Origin of the sequence: Streptomyces sp. NPDC020884, assembly GCF_044333935.1 — a bacterium.
Taxonomy (GTDB): domain Bacteria; phylum Actinomycetota; class Actinomycetes; order Streptomycetales; family Streptomycetaceae; genus Streptomyces.
This window is the reverse complement of record NZ_JBIRRY010000002.1, coordinates 83,642-98,423: the sequence shown is the minus strand read 5'-3', so window position 1 is coordinate 98,423 and position 14,782 is coordinate 83,642. Positions and strand designations below refer to the sequence as shown.

Below are 14,782 nucleotides of genomic sequence, written 5' to 3'. Positions count from 1 at the left end.
GGATCCATGGCCACGATCACGCTCCCCACCCCTCCCGACCGGCACCGGGAGCTCCCCGCGCTGCCTGCCGGAACCGCCTGGTGGACGTTCTGCGCGGCCACCGCCCTGGCGCTCGCCGCCTTCTCCTCGCTGGGCCCGCACCGGATCTGGGGAGCCGCCGCCGCACTCGGCTACACCGCCGCCGCGGTCCTCGCGGCAGCCGGACGGAGCCCCCGAACGGCCGGGGCGGTCGCCGTGGCCGGCGCGGTGCTGGTGCCCCTGGCCCTGCTTCTCGCCGCCGACCGGGCGCAGTTGGAGGTCGCCGTCGTCGCCCGCTCGGCGGAGCTCCTGCTCTCCGAGGGGACGCCGTACCCCGAACGGCCCGCGGCCCCCGAGGACTTCAACCCCTACCTCCCGGGCATGGCGTTCTTCGGGATCCCGGAGGCCGTGGCCGGACCGGGACCGCTCACCGATCCGCGCCTGTGGATGGGCGCGGCCTTCCTCGGCGCGTTCGCGCTCGCGCTTCCGGCGCGGTCCCGCCGCGCACCGCTGCGGTGGATCGCCGGCTGTCCGCTGGTGGCCCTGCCGCTCGCGGTCGGCGGGGTCGACCTGCCGGTGGCCGGGCTGATGTGCCTCGGGCTGGCGCAGGCGGGACGGGGCAGAGCGGGCCCGGCCGGGCTGGCCCTCGGCCTGGCCGCCGCCCTCAAGTGGACCGCGTGGCCGGCGGCGCCGGTGGCCCTCGCGCTGCTCGCCGCTGCCCGTGGGGGCGACGGCCGCCGGGGGAGCCGCGCCGCCCTGCGCTGCGGGCTCGTCACCCTGCTCACCGCCGCGGCGCTCGTCCTGCCCGCCGCACTGCGCGACCCGGGAGCCTTCCGGACCCATGTCGTCGACTTCCCCCTCGGGCTGACCGACGCCCTCTCGTCCGCCGCGAGCCCGCTCCCCGGCCATCTGCTCGCCACCCAGGTCCCCGGCGGCCGGACCCTGGCCCTCCTGCTGCTCGCGGTGAGCGCGCTACTCCTCGCCCTCTCCCTGCCGGTCCGGCCCCCGGCGACGGCGGCGGCCGCCGCCGGGCGGCTCGCGCTCGGGCTGCTCCTGGCCATCGCGTTCATGCCCGCGACCCGGTTCGGCTATCTGGTGCACCCACTGGTCCTCGTGGCCTGGGCCCTCGCCCGGCAGGCACCCGCCCACCCCCTCGGCGTACGCGAACCCGTACCCGTACGCGAACGGAAGCAGGCTCCTGATGACACCCCGCCGCACCCTTGTGGTGACCAACGACTTCCCGCCGCGCCAGGGCGGCATCGAGACCTTCGTCCAGGCGATGACCGGCCGGTTTCCCCCGGACTCCGTCGTCGTCCACACCTCTGCCGAACCCGGGGCGGCCGCCCATGACGCCGCTCTGCCGTACCCCGTGGTCCGCGACCCGGCCCGGATGCTGCTGCCGACCCCGCGCGTCGCCGCCCGCACCGTGGAAACCGCCCGCCGCCACGGCTGCGACAGCGTCTGGTTCGGGGCCGCCGCACCGCTCGGGCTCCTGGCGGGCCGGCTGCGCCGGGACACCGGGATACGGCGGGCGGTCGCCACGACGCACGGGCACGAGGTGTGGTGGGCCCGCACACCCGGAGCGCGGGCCCTGCTCCGGCGGATCGGCGACCGCACCGACGCGGTGACCTACCTGGGCGCGGCCACCCGCGCGCCCATCGCCGCCGCGCTCGGCCCGGCCGCCGCCCGCCGCATGGTGCGCCTGGCGCCGGGGGTGGACGCGGAGGCCTTTCGGGTACGCCCCGGGGAGCACGGCGTCCGCGAGCGGTACGGGCTCGGCGCGCGCCCGGTGATCCTCTGTGCGGCGCGGCTCGTCCCCCGCAAGGGCCAGGACACCCTGATCCGCGCCCTGCCCGCCGTGCGGCGGTCGGTGCCGGGCGCCGTGCTCCTGCTGACCGGGGACGGACCGTACGCCCGGACCCTGCGCCGGCTCGCCGCGGACACCGGGGTCGCGGACCACGTGATCCTCGCCGGCGGGCAGCCGCACGCGCGGATGCCCGGTCACTACGCCGCCGCCGACGTCTTCGCCATGCCGTGCCGCACCCGCAGGCGCGGCCTGGAGGTGGAAGGGCTCGGCATCGTCTTCCTGGAGGCGGCGGCGGCCGGGCTGCCGGTCCTCGTCGGCGATTCGGGCGGTGCGCCGGACACCGTACGGAACGGGGAGACGGGGTACGTGGCCGACGGCCGCGACGTCGCTGCCGTCGCGGACCGGCTCATCGCGCTGCTGCGGGACCGGGCGGCGGCCGCGGCGATGGGGGAGAAGGGCCGGGCGTGGGTCCGCGAGGCGTGGGGGTGGGAGCGGACGTACGACACGCTCGCCGGGCTGCTGACCCCCTGACCTGCGTGGCAGGCGGGCGGCGGGCGCGGCAAGCTGGAGGCGGACACCGCGCGGACGCATCCGGGCCCCGCGGGGACGGCCGACTCCGACAAGGACCGTGATCATGACCGGTGGCACCCGCGAGGGCATCGACCTCACCCGCGTCCTGCACGCCCCTCAGCAGCGGGTCTTCGCCGCCTGGACGTCACCCGAGGACTTCGCCGCCTGGTACGGCGGGGAGGCGGACGTCCCCCTGGACCGGGTGGCGATGGACGTGCGGCCCGGCGGTGCGTGGAGCCTGGTCATCGTGATGCCGGGGGTCGAGATGCCCTTCCACGGGGTGTACCGCGAGGTGAGCGAGCCCGACGGCCTCGTCTTCACGCTTCTGGGCGGCTCCGCGCCCCAGGACGCCGAGGGCGAGGTCGTGACCGTCACCTTCAGCGACCTCGGGGGCGGGACCACCGAGCTGGCCTTCCAGCAGCGCGGCGGCAACCTCACCGCCGAGCAGTACGCGGCGGCGGAGGACGGCTGGGAGGCCTTCTTCGACTCCCTGGCAGCCCGCCTGGCCACCCACCCCTGAGTCCGCCGGGCCCCCCCCACCCGGTTCACTTCGTCAGCGGAAGCGCCGCCAGCTGGGCGATCGCCCAGGTCAGCGGGGCGAACAGGGCCAGCAGCGCGGCTGCCCGCAGCGCCGTCGCCCGGCGCAGCGCGGAAACCGGAGCGCCCATCCTGAGCAGCACCTCGGCGGTGTGGGCGCGGGCGTGCTTGGCCTCCAGCGCGGAGGTCAGCAGCGTCGCCGTCGTACAGCTGAGGACCAGCACCGCGCCGAGTGCGGTGAGCGGGCCGTAGGGGCGCTCGTCGCCCCCGTACAGAGCCGAAGCGGCGATCGCCGCGGACAGCACCGCGCAGACGACCCCCAGCGGGCGGCCGATCCGGCGCGCCTCGCTCATCAGGACCCGCCCCGCCAGCAGCCGTACGGCTCCGGGGCGCACCGCCTGCAGCGCCCGCCCGCACAGATGGGTCAGGCTCGGTCCGGCCATCGCCAGGCCGACCGCGGTGAGCGTCCACCCGATCAGCACCGCCACCGGCGTGGCGTCGAACCGGCCGGGCAGCGGGAACGCGTTCCCCGTCGCCTCCCGTGACGCGTACGCCTCGACCGCGAGCCCGGCGGCCGTCAGCGCCACACCCCAGGGGAGCCCGGCCGGAGCCGGTGCGGGCTCCGGCAGCTCCTCGGAGCCGAAGGAGTCCTGTGCCGGGTCGGGCCGTGACCGCAGCGCCAGCGCGCTGGCCGCCGACGCGGCCAGCGGCACGAGCGTCAGCAGCATCAGCGCGGCGGCGAGCGGCAGCGGGCTGCCCGCGCCGAGGAACTCCGCCGCACCGCCGTCGAACGGCATCCCGGTCAGATCGCCACGCAGATGCAGGAAGAAGAGCAGGGCCACCATGGAGCCGAGCGTGGTGGAGACGGCCGTGGAGACCGCGGCCAGCGCGGAGAGCCGGACCGGTCCGAGGCCCACGGAGGACAGACCGGGCCGGGGCCGGGTGCTCGGGTCGGTCCGGGCCACCGCCACGGCGAACTGCACGGTGGCGGCCAGCGGGACGAAGCACCACAGCAGCCGCAGCACGGAACCGGCGGACGCCGGGTGCGCGGCGGCGTAGCCGAGGGTGCACAGGAGGAGGAACCCGACGCCCGCCGAAGCGGCGGCCACCAGCAGCCGCCGGACCAGGACGAGGGGATGCGAACCGCGGGCTAGACGGAGAGCGAGCACGCCGCGCGGCCCTCCGCTTCCGGTTCCGCGGGCAGGGCGACGGTGGCGACGCGCCGGCCGTCCAGCAGCGGGACCGCCCGGTCGGCGAGCGCGGCGACCTCGGCGTCGTGCGTGGCCAGGACGACGGTGATGCCGTGCGAGCGGGCCGCCGTGGTCAGGGTGCGCAGCAGCTGGGTGCGGTCCGCGCGGTGCAGGGTCGCGGTCGGCTCGTCGGCGAAGATCACGGTCGGCTGTGCGGCGAGGGCCCGCGCCACCGAGATCCGCTGGCGCTGCGCCTGGAGCAGGGCGTGCGGCCGCTTCTTGGCGAAGGCGGCGATGTCCAGGCGCTCCAGCCACTCGGTGGCGGCCTTCCGGGCGGCCCGGTGCGAGACGCCGCGCAGCATCAGGGGCAGCGCGGCGTTCTCCCAGACGGTCAGCTCCGGGACCAGCTCCGGATCCGAGGCGATCCAGCCGAACCGCTCCCGGCGCAGCTGTTCGCGGACCCGGGGGGCCATGGTGTGGACGGGGACGCTGTTGAACCAGACCTCGCCCTGCTGGGGCACCAGCCGGCCCGAGAGGCAGTGCAGCAGCGTGGTCTTCCCGCTGCCGCGCGGACCGGTCACGGCGAGGATCTCGGCGTCCCGGACACCGAGGGAGACACCGCCGAGACCGGGCGATCCGTTGTGGGAGTGGTGCAGGGAACGCGCCCAGATCACGTCGTTGTCCGGCGGGGCCACCATGGCGTACACCTCGGTTCAGGTCAGATTTCCCGTTCCCCCGTACGGGGGAACGAAGACGCGGCCGATCGGTCACTCGGCACCGTAGATAGTCGGACCGGTGCGGGCGCACAGCACGCGGCCCGGACACCCCCTTCTCACTCGAAGGGCGTATCCGGGCCGGGTGGACCGTATGAAATGACCGCTGGGCGATGATCACCCAGGGGGTGTGGCGTCGGTCGGAACCAGAACCTCGGACCAGGGGTCAGAGCTTCGTCCAGGCCTCCGTGAGGACGGCCCGCAGGATGCCCTCGATCTCGTCGAACGTCGACTGGTCGGAGATCAGCGGCGGTGCGAGCTGGATGACCGGGTCGCCGCGGTCGTCGGCCCGGCAGTAGAGGCCGTTCTCGTACAGCGCCTTGGAGAGGAAGCCGTACAGGACGCGCTCGGTCTCCTCGTCGGTGAACGTCTCCTTGGTGACCTTGTCCTTCACCAGCTCGATGCCGTAGAAGAAGCCGTTGCCGCGGACGTCGCCGACGATCGGCAGGTCGTGCAGCTTCTGCAGCGTCGTGAGGAAGGCGTTCTCGTTGTCCAGGACGTGCTGGGTGAGGTTCTCGCGCTCGAAGATGTCGAGGTTGGCGAGGCCCACCGCCGCGGAGACCGGGTGGCCGCCGAAGGTGTAGCCGTGCAGGAAGGTGTTGCCGCCCTGGTAGAACGGCTCCGCGATCCGGTCCGAGACGATGCAGGCGCCGATCGGGGAGTAGCCCGAGGTCATGCCCTTCGCGCAGGTGATCATGTCCGGCACGTAGTCGAACTTGTCGCAGGCGAAGATCGTGCCGAGCCGGCCGAAGGCGCAGATGACCTCGTCGGAGACGAGCAGCACGTCGTACTTGTCGCAGATCTCGCGGACCCGCTGGAAGTAGCCGGGCGGCGGCGGGAAACAGCCGCCCGCGTTCTGCACGGGCTCCAGGAAGACGGCCGCGACGGTCTCCGGACCCTCGAAGAGGATCTCCTGCTCGATCTGGTCGGCGGCCCAGCGGCCGAAGGCCACCGGGTCGTCGCCGAACAGCGGGGCGCGGTAGATGTTGGTGTTCGGCACCTTGTGCGCGCCGGGGACCAGCGGCTCGAAGGGGGCCTTCAGGGCCGGGAGGCCGGTGATGGACAGCGCGCCCTGCGGGGTGCCGTGGTAGGCGACGGCACGCGAGATGACCTTGTACTTGGTCGGCTTGCCCTGGAGCTTGAAGTACTGCTTGGCCAGTTTCCAGGCGGTCTCGACGGCCTCGCCGCCACCGGTGGTGAAGAAGACCTTGTTGAGGTCGCCCGGGGCGTGGCCGGCCAGGCGCTCGGCCAGCTCGACGGCCTTCGGGTGGGCGTAGGACCACACCGGGAAGAAGGCCAGTTCCTGGGCCTGCTTGTACGCCGTCTCGGCCAGCTCGTGACGACCGTGACCGGCGTTGACCACGAACAGGCCGGAGAGCCCGTCCAGGTAGCGCTTGCCCTGGTCGTCGAAGATGTACGTTCCCTCGCCACGCACGATGGTGGGAACGGGTGCGTTCTCGTAGTCCGACATGCGGGTGAAGTGCATCCACAGGTGGTCGTACGCGGTTCGGCTGAGGTCCTTGCTCACGGCTATCGGGTTCCCCACATATAGGTCTGCTTCTTGAGCTTGAGGTAAACAAAGCTCTCGGTGGAGCGCACGCCGGGAAGGGTCCGGATGCGTTTGTTGATCATCTCCAGCAGGTGGTCGTCGTCCTCGCAGACGATCTCCACCATCAGGTCGAAGGAGCCCGCGGTCATCACCACGTACTCGCACTCGGCCATGGCCGACAGGGCTTCGGCCACCGGGTCGAGGTCGCCCTCGACATTGATGCCGACCATCGCCTGGCGCCGGAACCCCACGGTGAGCGGGTCCGTGACGGCGACGATCTGCATCACGCCCTGGTCGAGCAGCTTCTGGACGCGCTGGCGCACAGCCGCTTCGGAGAGGCCGACGGCCTTGCCGATCGCGGCGTACGGACGCCGTCCGTCCTCCTGGAGCTGCTCGATGATTGCGAGGGAGACGGCATCGACCGCTGGCGGTGATCCGTTCCCGGTCCTGGAGTCTGCGCTGCGACTGGCCACGGACCCACCATGCACCGCTCCTCGTCTGTCTCGCAACCCCAGATCGATGAAATTCGTTGTCTGAGAGCTTCGATCTGACTGAATCCGAAGTTGAGGCCGGTTGGGTATGTCGAAAGCGTCACCGGAGCGATTAGGGTGGACATCTCACCCATCGGACAGCCGACAGGAGGGGTGGTTGTGACCACCGAGGTGCGCCGTCTGCGCAACTACATCAACGGAGAGTTCCGGGACGCCGCGGACGGGCGGACCATCGATGTGGTCAGCCCGGTGACGGAAGAGGTCTACGCAACCTCGCCGCTCTCCGGCCAGGCCGACGTCGATGCCGCCATGGAGGCCGCAGCGGCGGCCTTCCCCGCCTGGCGCGACACCACGCCCGGTGAGCGCCAGAAGGCTCTGCTGAAGATCGCGGACGCCTTCGAGGAGCGGGCCGAGGACCTGATCGCCGCCGAATCGGAGAACACCGGCAAGCCGCTCGGCCTGACCCGCAGCGAAGAGATCCCGCCGATGGTGGACCAGATCCGCTTCTTCGCGGGGGCCGCCCGGCTGCTGGAGGGCCGCTCGGCCGGCGAGTACATGGAGGGGCTGACCTCCATCGTCCGCCGCGAGCCGGTCGGCGTCTGCGCCCAGGTCGCACCGTGGAACTACCCGATGATGATGGCCGTGTGGAAGTTCGCCCCGGCGCTCGCCGCGGGCAACACGGTCGTCATCAAGCCGTCCGACACCACCCCGGCGTCGACCGTGCTGATGGCCGAGATCATCGGCCAGATCCTGCCCAAGGGCGTCTTCAACGTCCTGTGCGGCGACCGGGACACCGGCCGCGCCATGGTCGAGCACCCGACCCCGGCGATGGCCTCCATCACCGGTTCGGTACGGGCGGGCATGCAGGTCGCCGAGTCCGCCGCCAAGGACGTCAAGCGCGTCCACCTGGAGCTCGGCGGCAAGGCCCCCTGCGTCGTCTTCGAGGACACCGACCTCGAGAAGGCCGTCGCGGGCATCTCGGAGGCGGGCTTCTTCAACGCCGGCCAGGACTGTACGGCCGCCACCCGCGTGCTGGTCCACGAGTCGATCCACGACGAGTTCACCGCCGCGCTCGCCAAGGCCGCCGCCGAGACGAAGACCGGGCAGCCGGACGACGAGGACGTGGCGTACGGCCCGCTCAACAACGCCAACCAGCTGAGGCAGGTCACCGGCTTCATCGAGCGCCTCCCCGCCCACGCCAAGGTCGAGGCGGGCGGCCACCGGGTCGGCGACAAGGGCTACTTCTACGCCCCGACCGTCGTCTCCGGCCTGAAGCAGGACGACGAGATCATCCAGAACGAGGTCTTCGGACCCGTCATCACCGTCCAGTCCTTCACCGACGAGCAGCAGGCCGTCGAGTACGCCAACGGCGTCGAGTACGCGCTCGCCTCCTCGGTGTGGACCAAGAACCACTCCCGCGCCATGCGGCTGTCCAAGAACCTCGACTTCGGCTGCGTGTGGATCAACACCCACATCCCGCTGGTCGCCGAGATGCCGCACGGCGGGTTCAAGAAGTCCGGCTACGGCAAGGACCTCTCCGCGTACGGCTTCGAGGACTACACCCGCATCAAGCACGTCATGACGTCCATCGAGGACTGACGTCCCCACGGCGACGGACCGCGCACGGCCCCGGGCTTCGGCCCGGGGCCGTGCGCGTGGGTCCCCCTGGACAAGGTGTGCGGGACGGGCCCGTCCCGCTGGACGCTTGGCCCATTGTCCGCGCGCCCGCCGACCGGCATTCTGCGCGGGTGCGAGCGATCAGGAAGAACCCCATGTCCCGCCGTTCCCTGCTGCGCGCCCTCGGGGCGGGAGCGGCCGGCGCCGCCCTGACCGGCTGCGGGGTGCCCGCGGCCTTCGTCGGTCCGGGGGAGCGCGCCGGGCACGACAGCTCCGCCACCGACCGCACGCTGCACTTCGCCAACTGGCCGCTCTACATCGACACCGACGATGACGACGAGTCGAAGCGGCCCACCCTGGACGCCTTCTCGAAGCGGACCGGGATCTCCGTCACGTACACCGAGGAGATCAACGACAACGACGAGTTCTTCGGGAAGATCAGCCCCGCGCTGATGAACCACCAGCAGACCGGCCGGGACCTGATCGTCATCAGCGACTGGATGGCCGCCCGCTTCGTCCGGCTCGGCTGGGTCCAGGAGATGGACCGCGCGAAACAGCCCAACGTCGCCCAGTACCTGGACCCGCAGCTGCGGAACCCCGCCTTCGACGAGGGGCGGCTGCACAGCGTCCCCTGGCAGTCCGGGATCACCGGCATCGCCTACAACCGCAAGAGGCTCGGCCGCGAGATCCGGTCCACCGACGACCTGTGGGCGGACGACCTGCGCGGCCGGGTCACTCTGCTCTCCGGGCTCGACGAGTCGTTCGCGCTGCTCATGCAGGGCAACGGCGTCGACATCACCCGCTGGAAGTCCGACGACTTCCACACGATCTGCGAGCAGGTCGAGAAGCGGGTCCGCTCCCGGCACATCCGCCGCTTCACCGGCAACGACTACATCAAGGACCTCGCCACCGGGGACGTGCTCGCCTGCCAGGCGTACTCCGGCGACGTCATCCAGCTCCAGGCCGACAACCCCGACATCGAGTTCGTCGTCCCCGAGGAGGGCGCCGAACTGTGGGCGGAGTCCCTGATGATCCCCAACCTCGCCCGCCACAAGCGCAACGCCGAGCGGCTGATCGACCACTACTACGACCCCGAGGTCGCCGCCGAACTCGCCACGTGGGTCAACTACGTCTGCCCCGTGCCCGCCGCCCGCGACGTCCTGGCCTCCTCGAAGGACCAGGAGACGGCCGCACTCGCCGAGGATCCGCTGATCTTCCCGGACGACGTGATGCGCCGCCGGCTCGCCATCGCGCGCGACATCACCTCCGAGGAGCGGATGGACTTCGCCAAGAAGTGGAACTCCATCGTCGGCTTGTGAACGCGTAACAGGGGCGGCGTGAAGGGGGCGTAAAGGCGGGCGTACGCTGCGGATATGAGCGAGCGACACGCCCTCACGCGGCGTATACGCAGGTGGTTGGTCTTCTTCATCGTCTGTCTGGTGCTGAGCGGGCTCACCGCCTTCCCTCTGGTCACCGAACTCCGCTGGGCCGAGGATCTGCTGAGCGCCTCGGCCTCCCCGGTCCCCGAGCACCTCCCCGGCCTGATGGACTGGATCACCCGGGTCCGCGAGGGCCTCGACACCGTCGAGCGCGACCAGCCCTTCATGCTGTACGGCACCGACTGGCTGGCCTTCGCCCACCTGGTCATCGCGGTCGCCTTCTACGGCCCCTACCGCGACCCGGTCCGCAACATCTGGGTCATCGAGTTCGGCATGATCGCCTGCGCCGGGATCATCCCGCTCGCCCTGATCTGCGGCCCGATCCGTGACATCCCGTTCTGGTGGTCCGTGATCGACATGTCCTTCGGGGTCTTCGGCGTCATCCCGCTGCTGATCGTCCGCCGCATGATCAAGCGCCTGGAGGCGCTCGAGCGGACGGCCACCGCGAGCACGGAGCCCGTTCCGGCCGGCGCCTGAGTCAGGAGCGCGCGGTCTCAGGGCTTTCGGGCCACCGCCCCGAACTGGGCGACCTCCGGCTCCCGCGGGTTCGTACGCCAGCGGGAGCAGGAGACGATCCCCGGCTCCAGGATCTCCAGATCGTCCAGGAACGAGGCGAACTCCTCGCGGCCGCGGGCGGTGATGGGCGGCGTGGCGTTGTCGTTCCAGAAGCGCATCGCCGCCTCGTTGCCCGCGCCGCCCAGCTCCAGCGTCGGGTGGGTCAGCACCAGATGGCTGCCCGACGGCACGGCCGCCATCAGCGTCCGCACGATGGACCGCGCCTCGTCCGTGTCCAGCACGAAGTTCATGATGCCCAGCATCATCACCGCGACCGGCCGCCCCAAATCGAGGGTGGGCTCGGCGGCCCGCAGGATCCGCTCCGGGTGGTGCGCGTCCGCGTCGACGTACTCGGTCGCCCCCTCCAGCGAACTGGTCAGCAGGGCGCGGGCGTGGGCCAGCACGATCGGATCGTTGTCCACGTACACGATGCGCGCGTGCGGCGCGGTGTGCTGGGCGATCTCGTGGGTGGTGTTCCCGGTCGGCAGCCCGGTGCCGATGTCGAGGAACTGGTCGACGCCCGCGTCCCCGGCCAGGTGGTGCACCACCCGCCCCAGGAACGCCCGGTCCGCGCGCGCCACTTCACCGATGCTCGGGTACATCCCGGTGATCCGGTCGCCCACCGCCCGGTCCACCGGGTAGTGGTCCCTGCCGCCCAGCCAGTAGTTCCACACCCGGGCGTTGTGCGCGAGGTCGGAACGTATCCGGGCGGGGGCGGGCTGCGGTCGGCGGTCCATCACATCTGCTCCTCGGTGCCCGGGGGCCCGCCGCCCCGGGGTGACGGAGCGGCGGGCGGTGCGGGGCGGCGGGCGGTGCGGGACCTCCATCATGCCGGACCGATCAAGTGCCTTTGTGTGCGGAGGAGTTGGCCAGCAGCCGGCGCAGGGTGTCGATCCGGTTGGTGGTGATCGAGTCGACGCCCCGCTCGATCAGCCGGCGCATCGTGCGCTTCGTGTCGGCCGTCCACGCCGAGACGAGCAGCCCGTCCCGGTGCGCCCGGTCCGTCAACTCCCGGCTCACCAGGCCGAAGCGGTAGTTCAGCCAGCGCGGCTTCACCGCGGCCAGCAGCTCCGGACGCGGCGGGGCCAGCGTGGTCCAGGTCAGGGCGATCTCGGCGGACGGGTCGGCGGCCCGCACCCGCAGCATCGCGTCCGCGCTCGCGCAGTAGTACGCCCGCTCGCCAGCCCCGCACTCCCGGACCGTCCCGACGATCTTCTTCACCGAGGCGTCCGTGGAGCCGGGCAGGTCCACCATCACCCGGTGCGCCCCGACGGCGAGCAGCGCCTCGCGGAGCGTGGGCACCCCGCCGCCCGTCAGCTCCTTCAGCTCCGTGTGGTCCAGCCGGTCCACGCGCCGGTCGTGACCCCACAGCCGCTCCAGCGTCGCGTCGTGGAGGAGGACGGGCACGCCGTCGCGGGTCACCCGGACATCGATCTCGACCGCGTCCGCCCCCCGTTCGAGGGCGGAGCGGATCGAGGGCAGGGTGTTCTCGCGGGCACGGTAGGGATCGCCGCGATGCCCCACGGCGGTGACGCTGGTGACGGTGTTGGCCATGGGGCCATTGTCGACGACCGGGTCAGCGACCGGGGGCCCGGAGCCAGTTCGCCGTGTACGTGTCGATCTCCTCGGCCAGCTTCCGCTTGCCCGTCGGGTCGAGGAACGAGGCCTCGACGGCGTTCTTCGCGAGGTCGGCGATGCCGCGCTCGTCGAGCTCCAGCAGCCGGGCGGCCACCGCGTACTCGTTGTTGAGGTCGGTGCCGAACATCGGCGGGTCGTCGCTGTTCACGGTGACCAGCACGCCCGCCCGGACCATCTCCCGGATCGGGTGCAGCTCGATGTCGGTGACCGCGCGGGTGGCGATGTTCGACGTCGGGCAGACCTCGAGGGCGATGCGGTGCTCGGCGAGGTGCTCCAGCAGCTTCGGGTCCTGGACGGAGCTCGTGCCGTGGCCGATGCGCTCGGCGCGCAGCGAGGTCAGCGCGTCCCAGACGGTCTGCGGCCCGGTCGTCTCCCCGGCGTGCGGCACCGAGTGCAGCCCCTCGGCGATCGCCCGGTCGAAGTAGGGCTTGAACTGCGGGCGGTCCACCCCGATCTCCGGTCCGCCGAGGCCGAAGGAGACGAGCCCCTCGGGCCGCCGCTCGACGGCGAGCCGGGCGGTCTCGTCGGCCGCCTGGAGCCCGGCCTCGCCCGGGATGTCGAAGCACCAGCGCAGGACGACGCCGAGCTCGGCCTCGGCCGCCTTGCGGGCGTCTTCGATGGCCTCCATGAACGCGACCTCGGGGATGCCCCGGCGGGTCGAGCTGTAGGGGGTCACGGTCAGCTCCGCGTACCGGATGTTCTGTCGGGCCATGTCCCGCGCCACCTCGAAGGTGAGCAGCCGGACGTCCTCGGGGGTGCGGATCAGGTCCACCACGGAGAGGTAGACCTCGATGAAGTGCGCGAAGTCGGTGAAGGTGAAGTAGTCGGCCAGCGCCTCCGGGTCCGTGGGGACCTTGGAGTCCGGGTGGTGGGCGGCCAGCTCCGCGACGATCCGGGGCGAGGCCGACCCGACATGGTGGACGTGGAGCTCGGCCTTGGGCAGCCCCGCGATGAAGGGATGCGGATCAGTCATCGGTTATCTCCCGGTTCGGTGTGACGTCGGCCGGACCGGGGGACTCGCCCGTGGATCACGCCGGGCTCGCGGGTCCCGGCACGATCCGGACGCGGGGCCCCGGCCGGCTGCACCGATCATCGTAGGCGGGGTCCGGGGCCGTTGGGCCGGGCCGTAGCATGACGGGACCACGATGGGGGAGGCCCATGTCAGACAACACAGAGCAGCCCGGGGGCGGGGCCGCGCCGCGCGATCCGTGGGCACCGCCGGACAGCAGGGTGGAACTGGGCAAGCCCGGTGCGGACACGCCGCCGCCCGCGGTCCACGACCAGCAGACCGTCACGTCGATGCCGGGCGCCGGACCGGCGGCGGGGGACGGCACCGGGCCGATACCCACGGCCGGAGGCTTCGGGCCCGCACCCGCGGACGTACCGCCGCCGCCGGTCGGCCCGCACGGCCCCGGCCACGCGACCCCGCCGCCCGCCGCGCACTACGGCTACCCGGCCCCGCCCGCGCAGCCCTACGGCGGCTACCCGGGCTACGGCGCCTACGGCATGGGGCCGGCCGGCTGGGCCCCGGCGCCCTCGAACGGCCTCGGCACGGCCGCGATGGTGATCGGCATCGTCTCGGTGGTCGGCTTCTGCCTCTACGGCATCAACATCATCCTCGGCATCCTCGCGCTGATCTTCGGCATCATCGGCCTCGGCCGTGCCAAGCGCGGTGAGGCCACCAACCGGGGCATGGCGATCGCCGGGATCATCCTCGGCTCCGTCGGCATCGTCGTCGGCTCCGCGATCCTCGGCCTGATCATCTGGGCCGCCACGAACGCCGACAGCGACGAGGACTACGGCGACACCTACGACGACCCGTTCGCCACGTCGCTGGTCGTCGAGGACCACCGCTAGGGTCTGTCCACGACAGACCCCAGGGCGCAGCGCCGTCGGCGCGAACGCCGCACACCACCGGCCGGGCAGGGACCGCTCCCCGCCCGGCCGGGCGTCGTAGCGGCGGAACCGCCTCAGCCCGCCGCCTCGCCTTGCAGCCGGTCCCGCGCCTCCATCAGGGCGAAGCCCAGGAGATTCAGCCCCCGCCACTGCTGCGGCCGCTCCACCCGCTCGTCGTCCGCCGCGAGCCCGACGCCCCAGATCCGGTCCAGCGGGGACGCCTCCACCAGCACCCGCTTCCCGGTGCCCAGCAGATAGCCGCCCAGCTCCGGGTCCTGCCCGAACTTGTGCACGCTGCCCGCCACGACCAGGGCGAACCGCTCCCGTATCCACACGTCCTCGTCGAAGCCGCGCACCAGCCGCCCCGCCCTCTTCGCCGCCGCCGGGCTCTTCGCCGACACCGCCGCCCGCTCCGCCTCCCCGTCGCCGAAGAGCCGCGCCTTGCCGGCCATCATCCAGTGCTCGGCACTCGCGTAGGCGACCTGGTCCACCGTGAACGGCGACGGCCACCACTGGCTCAGGCAACTCGACCCGAGCCGTCCGTCCGGACGCGGCCGGTGGCCCCAGAACGGCAGATACTTCACCCGCTTGCCCCGCGCCACGTCCGCCAGAAGCTCATCGATCGGTCCCATGGCATGTGAGTGTGGCATCCGCCACTGACACTCCGTACGGGGATTTCCGCACCGACACGACACATGGTCG

General features: G+C 72.3%; 15 protein-coding genes. 7 read left to right on the top strand and 8 right to left on the bottom strand.

Features of this window, described 5'->3' with window-relative positions:
- Positions 1–6 precede the first annotated feature (6 nt).
- From ACH4UK_RS07270 to ACH4UK_RS07260, 3 genes are all read left to right on the top strand, one after another.
- Positions 7–1,368 carry a glycosyltransferase 87 family protein gene (locus tag ACH4UK_RS07270; protein ID WP_398355027.1) on the top strand — a complete coding sequence of 454 codons (1,362 nt, stop codon included), beginning with the start codon at positions 7–9 and terminating at the stop codon, positions 1,366–1,368.
- Complete coding sequence (locus tag ACH4UK_RS07265; RefSeq protein ID WP_398355693.1) at positions 1,298–2,356, top strand: glycosyltransferase family 4 protein; 1,059 nt, start codon at positions 1,298–1,300, stop codon at positions 2,354–2,356. Before ACH4UK_RS07270 ends, ACH4UK_RS07265 begins: the two co-directional genes overlap by 71 nt.
- A 103-nt stretch (positions 2,357–2,459) precedes the next feature.
- Positions 2,460–2,915, top strand: coding sequence for an SRPBCC domain-containing protein (locus tag ACH4UK_RS07260; RefSeq protein ID WP_398355026.1), 456 nt, complete (start codon positions 2,460–2,462; stop codon positions 2,913–2,915).
- Between the two features lie 25 nt (positions 2,916–2,940).
- Here ACH4UK_RS07260 and ACH4UK_RS07255 read toward each other — a convergent pair whose 3' ends face one another.
- From ACH4UK_RS07255 to ACH4UK_RS07240, 4 genes are all read right to left on the bottom strand, one after another.
- Positions 2,941–4,101, bottom strand: coding sequence for a hypothetical protein (locus ACH4UK_RS07255; protein WP_398355025.1), 1,161 nt, complete (start codon positions 4,099–4,101; stop codon positions 2,941–2,943).
- Positions 4,083–4,820 carry an ABC transporter ATP-binding protein gene (locus ACH4UK_RS07250; RefSeq protein ID WP_398355024.1) on the bottom strand — a complete coding sequence of 246 codons (738 nt, stop codon included), beginning with the start codon at positions 4,818–4,820 and terminating at the stop codon, positions 4,083–4,085. Before ACH4UK_RS07250 ends, ACH4UK_RS07255 begins: the two co-directional genes overlap by 19 nt.
- Positions 4,821–5,061: 241 nt before the next feature.
- Positions 5,062–6,441, bottom strand: a complete 1,380-nt coding sequence (locus tag ACH4UK_RS07245) for an aspartate aminotransferase family protein (protein ID WP_398355023.1) — start codon at positions 6,439–6,441, stop codon at positions 5,062–5,064.
- The gene (locus ACH4UK_RS07240) at positions 6,426–6,917 is read right to left on the bottom strand and encodes an Lrp/AsnC family transcriptional regulator (RefSeq protein ID WP_007452460.1); all 492 of its coding nucleotides are present in this window, start codon (positions 6,915–6,917) and stop codon (positions 6,426–6,428) included. The genes ACH4UK_RS07245 and ACH4UK_RS07240 overlap by 16 nt, the downstream gene beginning before the upstream one ends.
- Positions 6,918–7,094: 177 nt before the next feature.
- On the opposite strand from ACH4UK_RS07240, the gene ACH4UK_RS07235 reads away from it, so the two are divergent.
- The 3 genes from ACH4UK_RS07235 to ACH4UK_RS07225 all read left to right on the top strand — a co-directional run bounded on the left by ACH4UK_RS07235 (position 7,095) and on the right by ACH4UK_RS07225 (position 10,468).
- Positions 7,095–8,534, top strand: coding sequence for a gamma-aminobutyraldehyde dehydrogenase (locus tag ACH4UK_RS07235; protein WP_398355022.1), 1,440 nt, complete (start codon positions 7,095–7,097; stop codon positions 8,532–8,534).
- Positions 8,535–8,707: 173 nt separating this feature from the next.
- Positions 8,708–9,871 (top strand): spermidine/putrescine ABC transporter substrate-binding protein, encoded by a 1,164-nt coding sequence (locus ACH4UK_RS07230; protein WP_398355021.1) that lies wholly within the window; start codon positions 8,708–8,710, stop codon positions 9,869–9,871.
- Positions 9,872–9,925: 54 nt separating this feature from the next.
- Positions 9,926–10,468 (top strand): hypothetical protein, encoded by a 543-nt coding sequence (locus ACH4UK_RS07225; protein WP_398355020.1) that lies wholly within the window; start codon positions 9,926–9,928, stop codon positions 10,466–10,468.
- Positions 10,469–10,485: 17 nt separating this feature from the next.
- Here ACH4UK_RS07225 and ACH4UK_RS07220 read toward each other — a convergent pair whose 3' ends face one another.
- The 3 genes from ACH4UK_RS07220 to ACH4UK_RS07210 all read right to left on the bottom strand — a co-directional run bounded on the left by ACH4UK_RS07220 (position 10,486) and on the right by ACH4UK_RS07210 (position 13,157).
- Positions 10,486–11,283 (bottom strand): SAM-dependent methyltransferase, encoded by a 798-nt coding sequence (locus ACH4UK_RS07220; protein WP_398355019.1) that lies wholly within the window; start codon positions 11,281–11,283, stop codon positions 10,486–10,488.
- 103 nt (positions 11,284–11,386) lie between these two features.
- Entirely contained in the window at positions 11,387–12,100 is a 714-nt protein-coding gene (locus ACH4UK_RS07215; RefSeq protein WP_398355018.1) for a glycerophosphodiester phosphodiesterase, read from the bottom strand.
- Between the two features lie 22 nt (positions 12,101–12,122).
- Positions 12,123–13,157, bottom strand: coding sequence for an adenosine deaminase (locus ACH4UK_RS07210; RefSeq protein WP_398355017.1), 1,035 nt, complete (start codon positions 13,155–13,157; stop codon positions 12,123–12,125).
- A gap of 185 nt (positions 13,158–13,342) precedes the next feature.
- On the opposite strand from ACH4UK_RS07210, the gene ACH4UK_RS07205 reads away from it, so the two are divergent.
- Positions 13,343–14,041: a DUF4190 domain-containing protein gene (locus tag ACH4UK_RS07205; RefSeq protein WP_398355016.1), complete on the top strand. Its 699-nt coding sequence runs from the start codon at positions 13,343–13,345 to the stop codon at positions 14,039–14,041.
- A 113-nt stretch (positions 14,042–14,154) separates the two neighbouring features.
- Here the strand turns inward: ACH4UK_RS07205 and ACH4UK_RS07200 are convergent, their stop codons facing one another.
- The gene (locus ACH4UK_RS07200) at positions 14,155–14,712 is read right to left on the bottom strand and encodes an NADAR family protein (protein WP_398355015.1); all 558 of its coding nucleotides are present in this window, start codon (positions 14,710–14,712) and stop codon (positions 14,155–14,157) included.
- Between the last annotated feature and the right edge of the window lie 70 nt (positions 14,713–14,782).